The sequence below is a fragment of the Cupriavidus sp. WS genome (genome assembly GCF_000395345.1).
GTDB lineage: Bacteria > Pseudomonadota > Gammaproteobacteria > Burkholderiales > Burkholderiaceae > Cupriavidus > Cupriavidus basilensis_B.
In genome coordinates this window covers 1-13,420 of sequence record NZ_AQPL01000255.1, presented here as the reverse complement: position 1 = coordinate 13,420, position 13,420 = coordinate 1, and the positions used below count along the sequence as shown (strand labels likewise).

The following is a 13,420-nucleotide window of genomic DNA, read 5'->3' as shown; positions in this document are numbered from 1 at the left end:
CGCTGCGCCGGTCCGCGCGGGCATGAAAAAACCCGCCGGGCTTGCGCCGTCGGCGGGTTGGCAAGACTGGCGTCTTGCAGACCGGATACCGCGTATCCGGTCAGTGCGGCACGCGCTGCGTGCCTTGGGGATTCCCGCAGGAATCCGTCAGCGGCACGGCTTACGGACGGGTGCCCGTCGGGAACGGCCATGCAGCGGCCGGGTTCAGCACGGTCTTCGAGGTCGTTGCGGGCGCGGCAGCAGGCGCAGCGGCAGGCTTGGCAGCAGGCGCAGCCTTCTTGGCGGCAGCCTTCTTGGCCGGGGCCTTCTTGGCAGCAGCCTTCTTGGCCGGTGCGGCCTTCTTGGCAGCAGCAACCTTCTTGGCCGGCGCAGCCTTCTTGGCGGCAACCTTCTTGGCCGGTGCGGCCTTCTTCGCCACGACCTTCTTGGCAGCAGCCTTCTTGGCCGGTGCGGCCTTCTTCGCTACGACCTTCTTGGCGGCGACCTTCTTGGCCGGCGCTGCCTTCTTCGCTACGACCTTCTTGGCAGCAGCCTTCTTCGCCGGCGCAGCCTTCTTGGCCGGTGCAGCCTTCTTCGCCACGACCTTCTTGGCGGCGACCTTCTTCACTGCGGCCTTCTTGGCCGGGGCTGCTGCCTTCTTGGCAGCAGGCTTGGCGGCTTTCTTGGCCGCCGGTTTCTTCTTTGCAGTCGTTGCCATGGATAACTCCTTCACTAGAGAGTGAATATCGAATGACCTAAGTTGGCGACCCGACCGACCCGAGGCGCGATACAGCGCTGCGACCCCAATCGAGCGAGCGATTCATCGGCGCACGGCAACACTGCGTCCGCACGCTAATGAATTCGGTGGCAGGGGCACCGCGGCGCGCGGTGCGAATGTGGTCAAGCGGAGCCCGCAACCGGGCTTCTGACGCTTGCCGCGCCCTGGAATATTCGGTCTGCCCGCGCCATCCGCCGGATCGGCGCGCAGCATCAATAGAAGAGATATCGGCCGGCATTGCCGCGATGCGGGCTAGGCCACGCGCACCACGGTCTGCATTCGTCTGGGGGTAGTTCGCCCATCCCGCTACTGGGCCAAAGGAGACTGCACGCGTTTTAGAAAACCAGTACGGCTTGGTCTGCGTCAAAGTTCTGGTGCTCCTGAGCTACCTGTCTCATTGCATCGAAGCGGGGGGCGCTTATCGTGGCGGAGCGCATCGCTCATCGTGAAGCATCGCGTCCGACATCATCGTTCGAGCTTGCTTCGATCCTGCCAACTACGACTACGACCACGGCCATGCAATGAAGTGAGACTCTTGTCAAGGCGAATCATAATTCGTTTGTTCGGCGATGTTAAGAAAAAAGTGCAAAAAAACACGCGCGCGCGCATGACAACTTCTTCGTCGCCATCGCAGCGCTTCGCCGGCCTGCGCTTCACCTGCGCGCGACGCGCTCTCGACGCGTTCCATCGCATGCGAAATCGCCTCGCGCGAGCCCGCTGACGCGACAAGAAAAGCGGCATCGCGAGAGCGCGGAACCCTTGCCGCGATGCTTCGGATTTTTCCTCGCGCGCTTCGCCGCACGCGCTGCCGGCGCGCATGCGCGGCCTCTTCACCGCCGCTGACGTCATCCCGGAAAGCCGCACCGGCAAAGGCTTTGCGGGAAGCGGCAATACGCTCGGGCAAGCGCGGCGCGCGAGCGCATCGGTGGCGCGCGCGTGCCACGCAACGTCGCGACGGCGCGCGACGAAGCATGCCGCGGCACCATGCGCGGCGCCTCGCCATCGCGTCTCGGCGCAGCGTCGGCGCACGCGCCGCGCGGGCACGCCGCGCGCTCGCTCGCACAGCGCGCGCAGTGATGCGTCGACGCAACGGTCTGCCCGTCTTCCTCGCGACGCGAGCACGACGAACCGGCTTCGCACATCGTCATGCGCAACGCGATTGGTGTCGGTCCGCGTCGGCGTGCATCGCTTCGTGTTCGTCTTGCCGCCGTCTTCCGCTCGCCTCGCATCCGCTGCGCCGTCGATGCGCGCCCGCCGATGAACGCATGCGCTCTCGCGACGCGAGCGCCGCCGCATCGATGCGGCCGGCGGGCGCCGCTCCGCATCCATCGGCATGCGTGCCGGCAACGGTCCGGCAATGGTCCGACTGCGCGCGGTCCGGCGCGATGTTCTCCGGCGTCGTCCGCGACGCGCGACGCGCGGCGGGCGATGCGGGCGCATGGTGCGACGAGCGCCCGCGAACGCGCCCGCGATGCCGGCGCGCGGCACGCTGCCCGCACTTGAAACGAACGCCTAGAGGATTGCTTCGGAGACCCGGAAAGGGCCGGTTTTGCTGCACGACAAAATACCCCGGGCGCCAGCAACCGCGCCGGTTTCCGGGCAGCGGCAAAGGTCCGCCTGGTGCGTGCGCAAACGACGCCCGCGCATTGCGGCAGGCGCCCTTCGCCAGTAGATTGGCGTGACCGTGCCGCGCGGTCGCGCGCACCAACCTGAGAGAGGAGAACCCGATGCACTTTTCTGCCCCCCGACGCACCGCGCGCGCCGCCGTCACGGCGGCCCGGCTCGCCGTGCTCGCCGGCGCGCTGCTGGCCAGCGCCGCGGCACTGGCCCAGGCCTCGCCCGCCGGCTCGTGGAAGACCATCGACGACAACACCGGCAAGCCGCGCGGCCTGGTGGAGATCACCGAGAGCAACGGCGTCTACAGCGGCAGGCTGGTCAAGAGCTTCGTCGACGCGGAAGGCAAGTCCAAGGTGTGCGACAAGTGCACCGACGCGCGCCGCGACCAGCCCATCATCGGCCTGACCATCATCACCGGCGTGCGCAAGACCGGCGACAACGAATGGGGCGGCGGCGAGATCCTCGACCCCGAGAACGGCAAGGTCTACAAGACCCGCATGTCGCTCGCGGACGACGGCAACAAGCTCAACGTGCGCGGCTTCATCGGCATCAGCCTGCTGGGCCGCACCCAGACCTGGGAGCGCGAGCACTAACGCGCCGCCCGCGCGCGCCGGCACCCGTACCGGCACCCGCGCCGGCGCGCGCCATCGCCGCCGGCGGCCGGCATCCACGCCGCCTTTCCCGCGCCGCACTTGCGGCACTTCCCGCACCCGTCGTATCTCCCCCCCGCTTCGCGCCTCGCGCCTCGCGCTTCGCTCTGCGCATCGCACCGCGCGAAGCGCGTCCACGACGCCGCCGCGAACGGCAGGCTGCACACCACCGCGACACACCACACCACGCACCGCGCGCGCATCGCCGACAATCGCGGAGACGCCGCCGCGGGTCCGCCGGCGGGTTCAGCAAATTGACAGCTTTGCTGTTTATCATCGCTCGCAGGCCGGAGCTTGCCCGCGAGAAAAAAAGCCGGGCCACGACATCCGGCATCCGGCGCGGCCGAGCGCCGGCACTCATGCCAGAGCCGGTACCAGGATCGGTACCAAGACCAAGACCATTGGAGACAACCATGCGCATTTCCACCGCCAGCCGCGCGCTGGCCCTCGCCGCGCCCGCACTGTTCGCCACGAGCCTCGCCGCGCCCGCGCGCGCCGCCGATGCCTGGCCCACGCACGTCATCAAGTTCGTGGTGCCGTTCACCGCGGGCGGCGCCAACGATCTCGTGGCGCGGGCCGCCGCCGACGCGGTCGGCAAGCGGCTCGGCCAGACCGTGGTGATCGAGAACCGTCCCGGCGCCGGCGGCGTGGTCGGCGCGGACTACGTGGCCAAGGCCAAGCCGGACGGCTACACCTTCCTGGTGGGCGCCGTGGGCACCGTCACCAACAGCCTGATCCGCACCAAGATGCCCTACGCGCCGGACGACCTGATCCCCGTGTCGCTGGTCGCGGTGAGCCCCTCGGTGATCGTGGCCTCGCCCTCGCTGCCGGTGAACAACCTCAAGGAGCTGGTGGAGTACTCGAAGAAGCAGGGCGCGGCCGGCGCCAACTTCGCCACCGCGGGCAGCGGCAGCACGCCGCACTTCGTCGAGGAGATGCTCAAGGAGAAAGGCGCGGTGCTGACCGTGGTGCCGTACAAGAGCGGCTCGGAGAGCATCACCGCCGTGATCGGCGGCCAGGTCGCGGCCACCTCGGAAGCGAGCGTGGTGGTGCTGCCCAACATCAAGGCCGGCAAGCTCAAGGCGCTGGGCGCGACCTGGGACAAGCGCATGAGCGCGGCGCCCAACATCCCGACCACCGCCGAGCAGGGCATGCCGGAAGTGCGCATCGGGCACTGGGCCGGCATCTTCGCGCCCAAGGGCACCGACCCGGCCATCCTGAAGAAGATGAACGCCGAGATGAGCGCCGCCATGCAGACGCAGGAGACGCGCGACCGCCTGATCCCCAACGGCATCGAGCCGGCCGGCGGCTCGCAGGAGAGCTTCGTCGCCTTCATCAAGTCCGAGCGCGAACGGCTCGGACGGATCGCCAAGGCCGCCAATATGACGGCGGATTAAGAAAAATTTTTTTGCCCCCGCCCCGGGTGGCGGCAAATGTCTGTACCAGGCCTGCTACATGCAGGCCTTTTTTTGTTTACGGATTGAGACGCAGGCGCCGCTTTGTAAGGCATTTGTGAGCTTGTGTAACTTCATGTAATGACTTTGTCCTTTGATAAAGACATTGAAGCATGGCGACTAATGTCTGTGATGAAAAAGCAAAGCTGAATTGCAACGCTAATCATTCGCATTTATATTCCGGCTCGCCCAACCTTTTTGCCCCCGCCGTTGGCCGAACCACAGGCATGCAACTTCCGTCCGCTGCCAGCCAGCTCGCCCCAATGGCCGTACCGGAACCGAGAAACGACATGACCCGCCGCACTCCGATCGCGACCGCGCTGCTCGCGCTCTTTGCCACTCCCGTTGTCACCCTGGCCCAGACGGCCCCGCCCGCTCCCGCCACCGGCCAGCCTCCGGCAACGCTCAGGGAAGTGGTGATACAGGGCGGCCGCGCCACCGATGACTACGGCGCGGTGAAGAACTCGGTCAGCAAGCTGCCCGAAGACCTGCGCGACGTCCCGCAATCGGTGACGGTGGTGAACAAGGCGCTGATCGACGCGCAGGGCGCCACCTCGCTGGCCGACGCGCTGCGCAACGTGCCGGGCATCACCATCGGCGGCGCCGAGGGCGGCCAGATCGGCAACAACATCAACCTCAACGGCTTCTCCGCGCGCACCGACATCTACCTCGACGGCTTCCGCGACCGCGGCCAGTACTACCGCGACGTCTTCGCGCTGGATTCGGTCGAAGTGCTGATGGGCCCGTCGTCGATGCTGTTCGGCCGCGGCTCGACCGGCGGCGTGATCAACCAGGTCACCAAGAAGCCGTCGCTCAAGGCCGCGACCACCGTGACCGGCTCGGTCACGACCAACGGCATGGTGCGCGCCACCGCCGACGTCAACACGCCGACCGGCGACACCTCCGCGTTCCGCATCTCGGCGATGGCGCAGGACGGCAAGCCCAGCACGCGCGACGAGATGCGCGCGATGGACTTCGGCATCGCGCCGTCGTGGAAGTACGGTATCGGCACCTCCACCGAGATCACCCTGTCCGCGCTGCTGCAGCACAACGAGGACATGCCCGACTACGGCCTGCCGGCCATCAACGGCCACCCGGTCAACGTCAACCGCAACACCTACTACGGCAACAACAACGACTACACGCGCCAGGACATCGTGGCGCTGTCCGCCGGCGTCGACCACAAGTTCTCGCCGAACCTGCGCCTGCGCAACCAGACCCAGTTCAACTACGTGGAGACCGACGCGCGCGAGACCGCGCCGCAGTCGGTCGGCTCGATCGCCAACGGCGTCTACACGCCGCTGACCACCACCAACCTGCCGCTGTCGGCGCTGTTCGTGCGCCAGCAGAGCCACGACCGCAACATCCGCGACTACTCGATCTTCAACCAGACCGAGCTGACCGCCAAGTTCGAGACCGGCTTCATCAAGCACACGCTGCTGACCGGCGTGGAAATCGGCCACGACGGCTACGACAACCAGGCCTACGCGCGCGGCAACCCCGCCGGCCCGTGCAAGGGCTTCGTCGCGTGCGTGCCGGTGATCGACCCGGTCTATCAGGACTCGCCGTCGAGCGCGATCACCACGCCGGGCAACCTGCAGGGCGCCTCGGCCAACACCATCGCCGTCTACGCCAACGACTCGATCGAGTTCACCAAGCAATGGAAGCTGGTGGCCGGCCTGCGCTATGACCGCTACATCGCCAGCATCAGCAACTCCATCAACTCGCAGAACACCGCCGGCAACACCGCGCTGGCCAATGCCCAGCAGACCGTCAACTTCACCAGCGTGCGGCTGGGCGGCATCTGGCAGCCGACCGAGGCGCAGTCCTACTATGTGTCGTACGGCACCTCGTTCAACCCGTCGCTGGAGCAACTGACCGGCACCGTCGGCCAGACCAACCTCGACCCGGAAAAGAACAAGTCGTACGAGGCCGGCGGCAAGTGGGACCTGGCCGGCGGCGACCTGTCGCTGACCTCGGCCATCTTCCGCATCACCAAGGACAACGCGCGCAGCCAGATCGACGCCACCACCTACGCGCTGACCGGCAAGATCCAGGTCGACGGCGTGCGCTTCGGCGCCACCGGCCGCATCACGCCGAAGTGGCAGGTCTTCGCCGGCTACACCTACCTCAACGCGGTGATCGAGAACGGCATCGCCTCGGGCACGCAGGGCAAGATCCCGGGCAACACGCCCAAGCACACCGCCACGGCGTGGACCAGCTACAACATCCTGCCGAGCTGGGAAGTCGGCGGCGGCGCCTTCTATATGTCGCAGCGCTACGCCAACAACACCGACACCACCCAGGTCGGCGGCTTCGTGCGCTGGGACGGCATGGTGGCCTACCACCAGCCCAAGTACGACGTGCGCCTGAACCTGTTCAACATCTTCGACAAGAAGTACTACGACGCGCTGATCCAGTCCGACGGCGGCCGCTCGGTGCCGGGCACCGGCCGCACCGCCATGCTGTCGTTCACCTATCGCATGTAAGCGCAGCCATGCGCTGAGGTAAAGTGGCGTGACGTCCAGTCACGCCACGCGGCGCCGCCTTCCCCGGCGGCGCCCGCGCACCACCCTGCCGAGATCGCCATGCTTGTCTGCATTCCCAAGGTCCTCAACGCGGAGCAGCTCGCCATGCTGCGCCAGCAGCTCGATTCGGCCGGCGAGGCCTGGGTCGACGGCCGCGTCACCGCCGGCTACTCCGGCGCTCCCGTCAAGTTCAACCAGCAGATCGACGAGCGCTCCGAGACGGCCGCGCAGTGCCAGCAGCTGATCCTCGCCATGCTGGAGCGCAACCCGCTGTTCATCAGCGCGGCGCTGCCCAACATCGTCTACCCGCCGATGTTCAACCGCTACGGCGAGGGCATGACGTTCGGCGCCCACGTGGACGGCAGCGTGCGCATCCACCCGCACAACGGCCGCAAGCTGCGCACCGACATCTCCGCCACGCTGTTCCTGAGCGACCCGGCCAGCTACGACGGCGGCGAGCTGCAGGTCGAGGACACCTACGGCGTGCACAGCGTCAAGCTCGAGGCCGGCGACATGGTGGTCTACCCGGCCACCAGCCTGCACCAGGTCACGCCCATCACGCGCGGCGTGCGCGTGGCCAGCTTCTTCTGGATCCAGAGCCTGATCCGCGACGACGCGCAGCGCGCGCTGCTGTTCGACCTCGACAACGCGATCCAGAAGCTGAACCAGACCGGCGCCGACGAAGGCGCGCGGCGCTCGCTGGTGGGCTGCTACCACAACCTGCTGCGCCAGTGGTCCGAGACCTGACCGCGCGCGCGTAGCGCCGCACCACCACCACCACTCAGGCGAACTGCTCGGCCAGCGCGGCGCGCACCTGCCCCACCAGCGGCGCCTCGCCGGCGCGCGCGGGCAGCAGGAAGAATTCGGCCGCCGGCAGCGCCGGCAGCCGCAGCCGGGCGGCGGTGGCGGCGTCGATGCGCGCCACGCCGGGGCCGATGGCGGACTCGTTCAGGCACGACAGGCCCAGGCCCGCCGCCAGCGCCAGTTGCAGCCCGGCCACGCCCGAGGCGGAATGCGCCACCACGTAGTCGAGCCGGCGCCGCCGCAGCATCTGCACCACGTACTGGTGCAGCGAACAGGTATCGGGCAGCAGCACCAGCGGCAGCGGCGCGTCCAGCGCCCCGCTCTCGCCCGGCGCCGCCACCCAGGCCAGCGCCTCGCGGCGCAGCACCGCGCCGCGCTCGCCGCGGCCGGCTGCCGCCTTGCGCGCGCCCGGCAGCCGCATCGACAAACCGATGTCGAACGCATCGCTCTGCGCGCCGGCCTCGATCATGCCGCTCTTCATCACGGTCACGTGCAGCCGCAGGCGGGGATAGCGCTCGCGCAGCCGGCGCAGCATGCCGGCGATCTCGCCGGGCCGGAAGTAGTCGGTCACGGCCAGCCGCAGCTCGCCGTCGAGCGTATGGCCGCGCAGGTCCTGCAAGGCCAGCTCGGACAGCGCCAGGATGCGGCGCGCGTGCGCCAGCAGGCGCAGGCCGGCCGGCGTCGGCGCCGCGCCCTGCTTGCCGCGCACCAGCAGCGGCACGCCGGCGCGCTCCTCGAGCTTGCGCAACTGCTCGCTGACCGACGACTGCGACAGGAACAGCCGCGGCGCCGCGGCGGACAGGCTGCCGGCGTCCGCCACCGTGACGAAGGTGCGTAGTTGATCGAGTTCCAGCGCGCGCATGGCGGCCTCCCGCGGGTTTCGCATATTTCGGTATTGACGATGGATGGTATCGCAAATTCCCGTTTTTCCGATGGCACGCCAAACCCTAGACTGGTATCTCCGGCAGCCCCGTCCCGGGGCCGCCTCCCAGACCCAAGGAGCCAGCCATGCCCCACATCAACCTGCAGATCTCCGGCAAGCCCGATGCCGCCCTCACCCGCCGCGCCGCCGCCGCCGTGGCCGACGTCACCCGCCGCGTGCTCGGCAAGAAACCCGAGGTGATCGCCGTGGCCGTGCAGTACGTGGACCACGACGCCTGGATCATCGGCGGCGCGCCGCTGTCGGAGCAGGGGCGCAACGCTTTCCACCTCGACATCAGCGTGACCGACGAGACCAACACCAAGGCGGAGAAGGCGCAGTTCCTGCGCGAGGCGTTCGAGGCCCTGGCCGAGCTGGTCGGCAACGTGCACCCGGTCTCGTACATCCACGTGATCGACGCGCGCGCGGCCACCTACGGCTACGGCGGCCTGACCCAGGAATACCGCTACCATCACGGTTGAGCCCGGTTGACCCGGCCAGGCCCGAACGGCGCGCCTTGTGCATCGCGCCGTCCTTGGCTAGTGTGGGTGGGTAGGCGGGCGCCGTGCCTGCCTTGTCGCTGTCGCCGCCGGCGCCGCCGACCGCTGTCCACCGACCGTCACACACGACCCGAGACACCGCATGAAAACCGTGAATCTGCCCGGCGGCGAAACCGTTCCCGCGCTGGGCATGGGCACCTGGAACATGGGCGAGAAGCCGGCCGCGCGCGCGGAGGAACTCGCCACCCTGCGGCTCGGGCTGGACCTCGGCCTGCGCCTGATCGACACCGCCGAGATGTATGGCGAAGGCCGCTCGGAAGCGCTGGTCGGCGAGGCCATCGCCGGGCGCCGCGACGAGGTCTTCCTGGTCAGCAAGGTCTATCCGCACAACGCCGGCCGCAAGGACGCGGTGGCGGCCTGCGAGCGCAGCCTGCGCCGGCTCGGCACCGACCGCATTGATCTCTACCTGCTGCACTGGCGCGGCGGCGTGCCGCTGGCGGAGACCGTGGCCGCCTTCCAGGCGCTGCGGCAGGCCGGCAAGATCCGCCATTTCGGCGTCAGCAACCTCGACCTCGGCGACATGGAAGCGCTGTGGCGCGTGCCCGGCGGCGAGCAGACGGCGGTCAACCAACTGCTCTACAACCTCACGCGGCGCGGCATCGAGTGGGACCTGCTGCCCTGGCTGCGGCGCCACCACGTGCCGCTGATGGCCTACTCGCCGGTCGAGCAGGCGGCGCTGCTGCGCAACCCGCGCCTGGCCCGCTTCGCCGAGCAGCACGGCATGAGCCCGGCCCAGGCCGCGCTGGCCTGGCTGCTGGCGCGCGACGACGTCATCGCCATCCCCAAGACCAGCCACCGCGAACGCCTGCGCGAGAACCACGGCGCGCTGGCGCGGCGGCTCTCGCCGGCGCAGCTGGCCGAGCTCGACGCCGCCTTCCCGCCGCCGCGCGGCCCGCGCCCGCTGGAAATGCTCTGATCCCCGGCGCGGCGGCCCGCGCCGCCTTCGCGCCAGCCAAGGAAGCCGCCATGCCCATCGACTACGACGCCATCATCATCGGCTCCGGCCAGGCCGGCCCCTCGCTCGCCGCGCGCCTGGCCGCGGCCGGGCGCAAGGTGGCCGTGATCGAGCGCCGGGCCTTCGGCGGCACCTGCGTCAACGACGGCTGCACCCCGACCAAGGCGATGGTGGCCAGCGCATATGCCGCCCACCTGGCGCGGCGCGGCGCCGATTTCGGCGTGGCCGTGGGCGGCCCGGTCACGGTCGACATGGCGCGCGTCAAGGCGCGCAAGGATGGCATCGTCGCCCGCTCCAGCCACGGCGTGGAGGCCTGGATGCGCGGCCTGGAAAACGTCGCGGTCCATCTCGGCCACGCGCGCTTCGAGGGCCCCGACACCGTGCGCGTGGGCGACGCCGTGCTGCGCGCGGGGCAGATCTTCATCAACGTGGGCGGGCGCGCCTCGGCCCCGCCGATGCCGGGGCTGGACCAGGTGGACTACCTCACCAACACCGGCATGATGCGGCTGGACGAACTGCCCGCGCACCTGCTGGTGGTGGGCGGCAGCTATATCGGGCTGGAGTTCGGCCAGATGTTCCGCCGCTTCGGCAGCGAAGTCACCATCGTGGAGCGCGGCCCGCGCCTGATCCCGCGCGAGGACGCGGACGTGTCGGAGGCGGTGCGCGGCATCCTCGCCGCCGAGGGCATCGGCCTGCGCCTGGACGCCGAATGCATCGCGCTGGCGCGGCGCGGCGAGCAGGTGGCGGTGACAATGGCCTGCGCGGACGGCGCGCCGGAGGTGGTGGGCTCCCACGTGCTGCTGGCGGTGGGCCGCCGCCCCAACACCGACGACCTGGGCCTGGAGCGCGCCGGCGTGGCCACCGACGCGCACGGCTATGTCGAGGTGGACGACCAGTTGCGCACCAGCGTGCCGGGCATCTGGGCACTGGGCGACTGCAACGGGCGCGGCGCCTTCACCCATACCGCCTACAACGACTTCGAGATCGTCGCCGCCAACCTGCTGGACGCGGCGCCCGGCGCGGCGCCGCGCACCGTGGGCGAGCGCATTGCGTGCTACGCGCTCTACACCGACCCGCCGCTGGGCCGCGCCGGCATGACCGAGCAGCAGGCGCGCGCGTCCGGCCGCCGCGTGCTGGTGGGCATGCGCCCGATGACGCGCGTGGCCCGCGCCGTGGAGAAAGGTGAGACGCAGGGCTTCATGAAGATCCTGGTCGATGCCGACAGCCGCGAAATCCTGGGCGCGGCGGTGCTGGGCGTGGGCGGCGACGAGGTCATCCACGGCGTGCTCGACACCATGTACGCGCGCGCGCCCTATACCGTGCTGCAGCGCGCCGTGCATGTCCATCCCACGGTGTCCGAGCTGGTGCCGACCATGCTCGGCGAGCTGCGCCCGCTGGCGCCGGCGGCCTGAAGGCGGTGGACCAAGGCTAACCTGTCGCTGGCGAGTGGTGATGCCGGACAGGCGCCGGCGGCGGCTCAGCGGCGCGGCGCCGGCGCCGCGCGCTCGCCCAGGTAGACCAGCAGCAGCTCGGCGGCGGTCATGCGCCGCTGCCGCGCCTCGCGGCCGATGGCGCGCTCGAGCTCGTCGCGCTGGAAGGCCTCCACGCTCATGCCGGCCGCGCGCGCGTGGCGCTCGGTGATGGCCTTGAGCAGCGACACCACCTCCGGGTTGTCGGCGAGGAAGCGCTCGTGGGCAAGCTGGAGGCGTTCGGGAGAGAGAGTCATCGGGAATGGCCGCAATGGCCGCAATGGAGTGAGGAAGGCATGCCCGCGCATTACACCACAGCGGCGGCGCGCCGGCCGCGGCTAGCGCAGGCCGGCGTTGTAGCGCTCCCGCTCGACATAGCGGACCAGGTAGGTGCGGGTCTTGGCCTCGGTGTCGCGGGAGAGGCGGTCGGCGGCCTGGCGCGCGCTGTCGTGGCCGTGCGAGGACACCATCTGCGCATCGAGGTAGTCGCGGAACGCGCCGCGCATGGCGTCGAGCCTGGACTGGCACGCCTTGAGCGCGGCGCCGGCCAGGTCCTGCGGCGAGCCGCGGCCGGGCAGGCCGGCGTCGGCCTGTTCCCGCGCGCAGTTGGTGTAGTCCGCGCGCAGTGACTGCCACTGCGCATTGGCCTGCTCCTGGGCCTGGGGATCGGCTGCGGGCGGGCGCGAAGCGCAGGCGGCGGCCAGCAGGGTGACGGGGATGAGGGCGAGAACGGATTTCATGCTTCATGGACCGGCGCGGCGCCGCGGGGTTCCTGCCCGCGCGGACAGGCGGCGTATGGATGGCGGACAGGCGGCGAACGGGCCGCAAACTGCCGCACACCGCCGCCGCTTTGTAGGACGGTCCCGCCGCAAATTGCAGTTTCGTCCTACACCGCTTGCGCCGCTTGCCTTGTATATTTCTCCAGAAACGCAGAGGTTTGGACGGCACGCCGGGAAAAGCCAACGCCGCATGTTCGTGCGCGATTCACATTTCTACAAGTGCCGATTACGCCTATCCTTGAGCACGGGGAGTGCGCGGTTCGCTCCGGGGTATGGACGCAGTGTGAGGTAAAACAATCAGGAGAGTGAGTATGGAACGCAGATCGTTTCTGACGGCAGGGGCAGGACTGATAGTGGCTTCTTCGGGCTTGCTGGGCGCCTGCACCACCACGCCGAGCGCGCCCACCGACAAGGCGGCCAAGCGCCGCGAGATCGATGGCGGCGTGGATGGCGCCCTCAACAAGCTGTACGCCACGGCGGGCAGCTCGCGCCAGCTCGCCAACCGCGCGCGCGGCATCCTGGTGTTCCCCAACACGCTGTCGGCCGGCTTCGTGATCGGCGGCGAGTACGGCGACGGCGCGCTGCGCACGGGCGGCGCCACGCGCGGCTACTACCGCATCATCTCGGGTTCGGTGGGCTGGCAGATCGGCGCGCAGTCCAAGGCCATCATCCTGATGTTCATGACCCAGGACGCGCTCGACAAGTTCGTCAACAGCAGCGGCTGGACCGTGGGCGGCGACGCCACCGTGGCGCTGGCCACCATCGGCGCCAACGGCACCATCGACACCAACACCGCCCAGCAGCCGATCGTCGGCTTCGTCGTGACCAACGCCGGCCTGATGGCGGGCCTGTCGCTGGAAGGCTCGAAGATCAGCAAGCTCGACATCTGAGCCAGCGGCGCGGACGGGGCCGGGCTGCCACAGGGCAG

Annotated in this window: 13 protein-coding genes; 8 read left to right on the top strand and 5 right to left on the bottom strand. The window is 69.4% G+C overall.

Features of this window, described 5'->3' with window-relative positions; genetic code table 11:
• Positions 1–160: 160 nt before the first annotated feature.
• Both K206_RS41760 and K206_RS43010 read right to left on the bottom strand, forming a co-directional pair.
• Positions 161–697 carry a histone H1-like DNA-binding protein gene (locus K206_RS41760; protein WP_081651466.1) on the bottom strand — a complete coding sequence of 179 codons (537 nt, stop codon included), beginning with the start codon at positions 695–697 and terminating at the stop codon, positions 161–163.
• A 598-nt stretch (positions 698–1,295) separates the two neighbouring features.
• Complete coding sequence (locus tag K206_RS43010; RefSeq protein ID WP_155888160.1) at positions 1,296–1,661, bottom strand: hypothetical protein; 366 nt, start codon at positions 1,659–1,661, stop codon at positions 1,296–1,298.
• An 823-nt stretch (positions 1,662–2,484) separates the two neighbouring features.
• Between K206_RS43010 and K206_RS0120595 the strand changes: the two genes are divergently transcribed.
• The 4 genes from K206_RS0120595 (at position 2,485) to K206_RS0120580 (ending at position 7,753) form a co-directional block, all read left to right on the top strand.
• A complete protein-coding gene (locus tag K206_RS0120595) occupies positions 2,485–2,967 on the top strand; it encodes a DUF2147 domain-containing protein (protein ID WP_020204282.1) in 483 nt (160 codons plus the stop codon).
• 470 nt (positions 2,968–3,437) lie between these two features.
• Positions 3,438–4,421, top strand: coding sequence for a tripartite tricarboxylate transporter substrate binding protein (locus K206_RS0120590; protein WP_020204281.1), 984 nt, complete (start codon positions 3,438–3,440; stop codon positions 4,419–4,421).
• A 347-nt stretch (positions 4,422–4,768) separates the two neighbouring features.
• The gene (locus tag K206_RS0120585) at positions 4,769–6,967 is read left to right on the top strand and encodes a TonB-dependent siderophore receptor (RefSeq protein ID WP_029043873.1); all 2,199 of its coding nucleotides are present in this window, start codon (positions 4,769–4,771) and stop codon (positions 6,965–6,967) included.
• A 99-nt stretch (positions 6,968–7,066) separates the two neighbouring features.
• The gene (locus K206_RS0120580; RefSeq protein ID WP_020204279.1) at positions 7,067–7,753 is read left to right on the top strand and encodes a Fe2+-dependent dioxygenase; all 687 of its coding nucleotides are present in this window, start codon (positions 7,067–7,069) and stop codon (positions 7,751–7,753) included.
• A 34-nt stretch (positions 7,754–7,787) separates the two neighbouring features.
• On the opposite strand, the gene K206_RS0120575 is transcribed toward K206_RS0120580, so the two are convergent.
• Positions 7,788–8,672: a LysR family transcriptional regulator gene (locus K206_RS0120575; RefSeq protein ID WP_020204278.1), complete on the bottom strand. Its 885-nt coding sequence runs from the start codon at positions 8,670–8,672 to the stop codon at positions 7,788–7,790.
• A 146-nt stretch (positions 8,673–8,818) separates the two neighbouring features.
• Between K206_RS0120575 and K206_RS0120570 the strand changes: the two genes are divergently transcribed.
• The 3 genes from K206_RS0120570 (at position 8,819) to K206_RS0120560 (ending at position 11,656) form a co-directional block, all read left to right on the top strand.
• On the top strand, positions 8,819–9,211 hold the full coding sequence (locus K206_RS0120570; protein ID WP_020204277.1) for a tautomerase family protein: 393 nt from the start codon (positions 8,819–8,821) through the stop codon (positions 9,209–9,211).
• A 160-nt stretch (positions 9,212–9,371) separates the two neighbouring features.
• Entirely contained in the window at positions 9,372–10,205 is an 834-nt protein-coding gene (locus K206_RS0120565; RefSeq protein ID WP_020204276.1) for an aldo/keto reductase, read from the top strand.
• 50 nt (positions 10,206–10,255) lie between these two features.
• Complete coding sequence (locus K206_RS0120560; RefSeq protein WP_020204275.1) at positions 10,256–11,656, top strand: FAD-containing oxidoreductase; 1,401 nt, start codon at positions 10,256–10,258, stop codon at positions 11,654–11,656.
• A gap of 65 nt (positions 11,657–11,721) precedes the next feature.
• Here the strand turns inward: K206_RS0120560 and K206_RS0120555 are convergent, their stop codons facing one another.
• Together K206_RS0120555 and K206_RS0120550 are read right to left on the bottom strand one after the other, a co-directional pair.
• A complete protein-coding gene (locus tag K206_RS0120555; RefSeq protein WP_020204274.1) occupies positions 11,722–11,970 on the bottom strand; it encodes a DUF6388 family protein in 249 nt (82 codons plus the stop codon).
• A gap of 81 nt (positions 11,971–12,051) precedes the next feature.
• Complete coding sequence (locus K206_RS0120550; protein WP_020204273.1) at positions 12,052–12,453, bottom strand: hypothetical protein; 402 nt, start codon at positions 12,451–12,453, stop codon at positions 12,052–12,054.
• Positions 12,454–12,803: 350 nt separating this feature from the next.
• Here K206_RS0120550 and K206_RS0120545 point away from each other — a divergent pair, with 350 nt between their 5' ends.
• The gene (locus K206_RS0120545) at positions 12,804–13,382 is read left to right on the top strand and encodes a YSC84-related protein (protein ID WP_029043872.1); all 579 of its coding nucleotides are present in this window, start codon (positions 12,804–12,806) and stop codon (positions 13,380–13,382) included.
• The last annotated feature ends 38 nt before the right edge of the window (positions 13,383–13,420 follow it).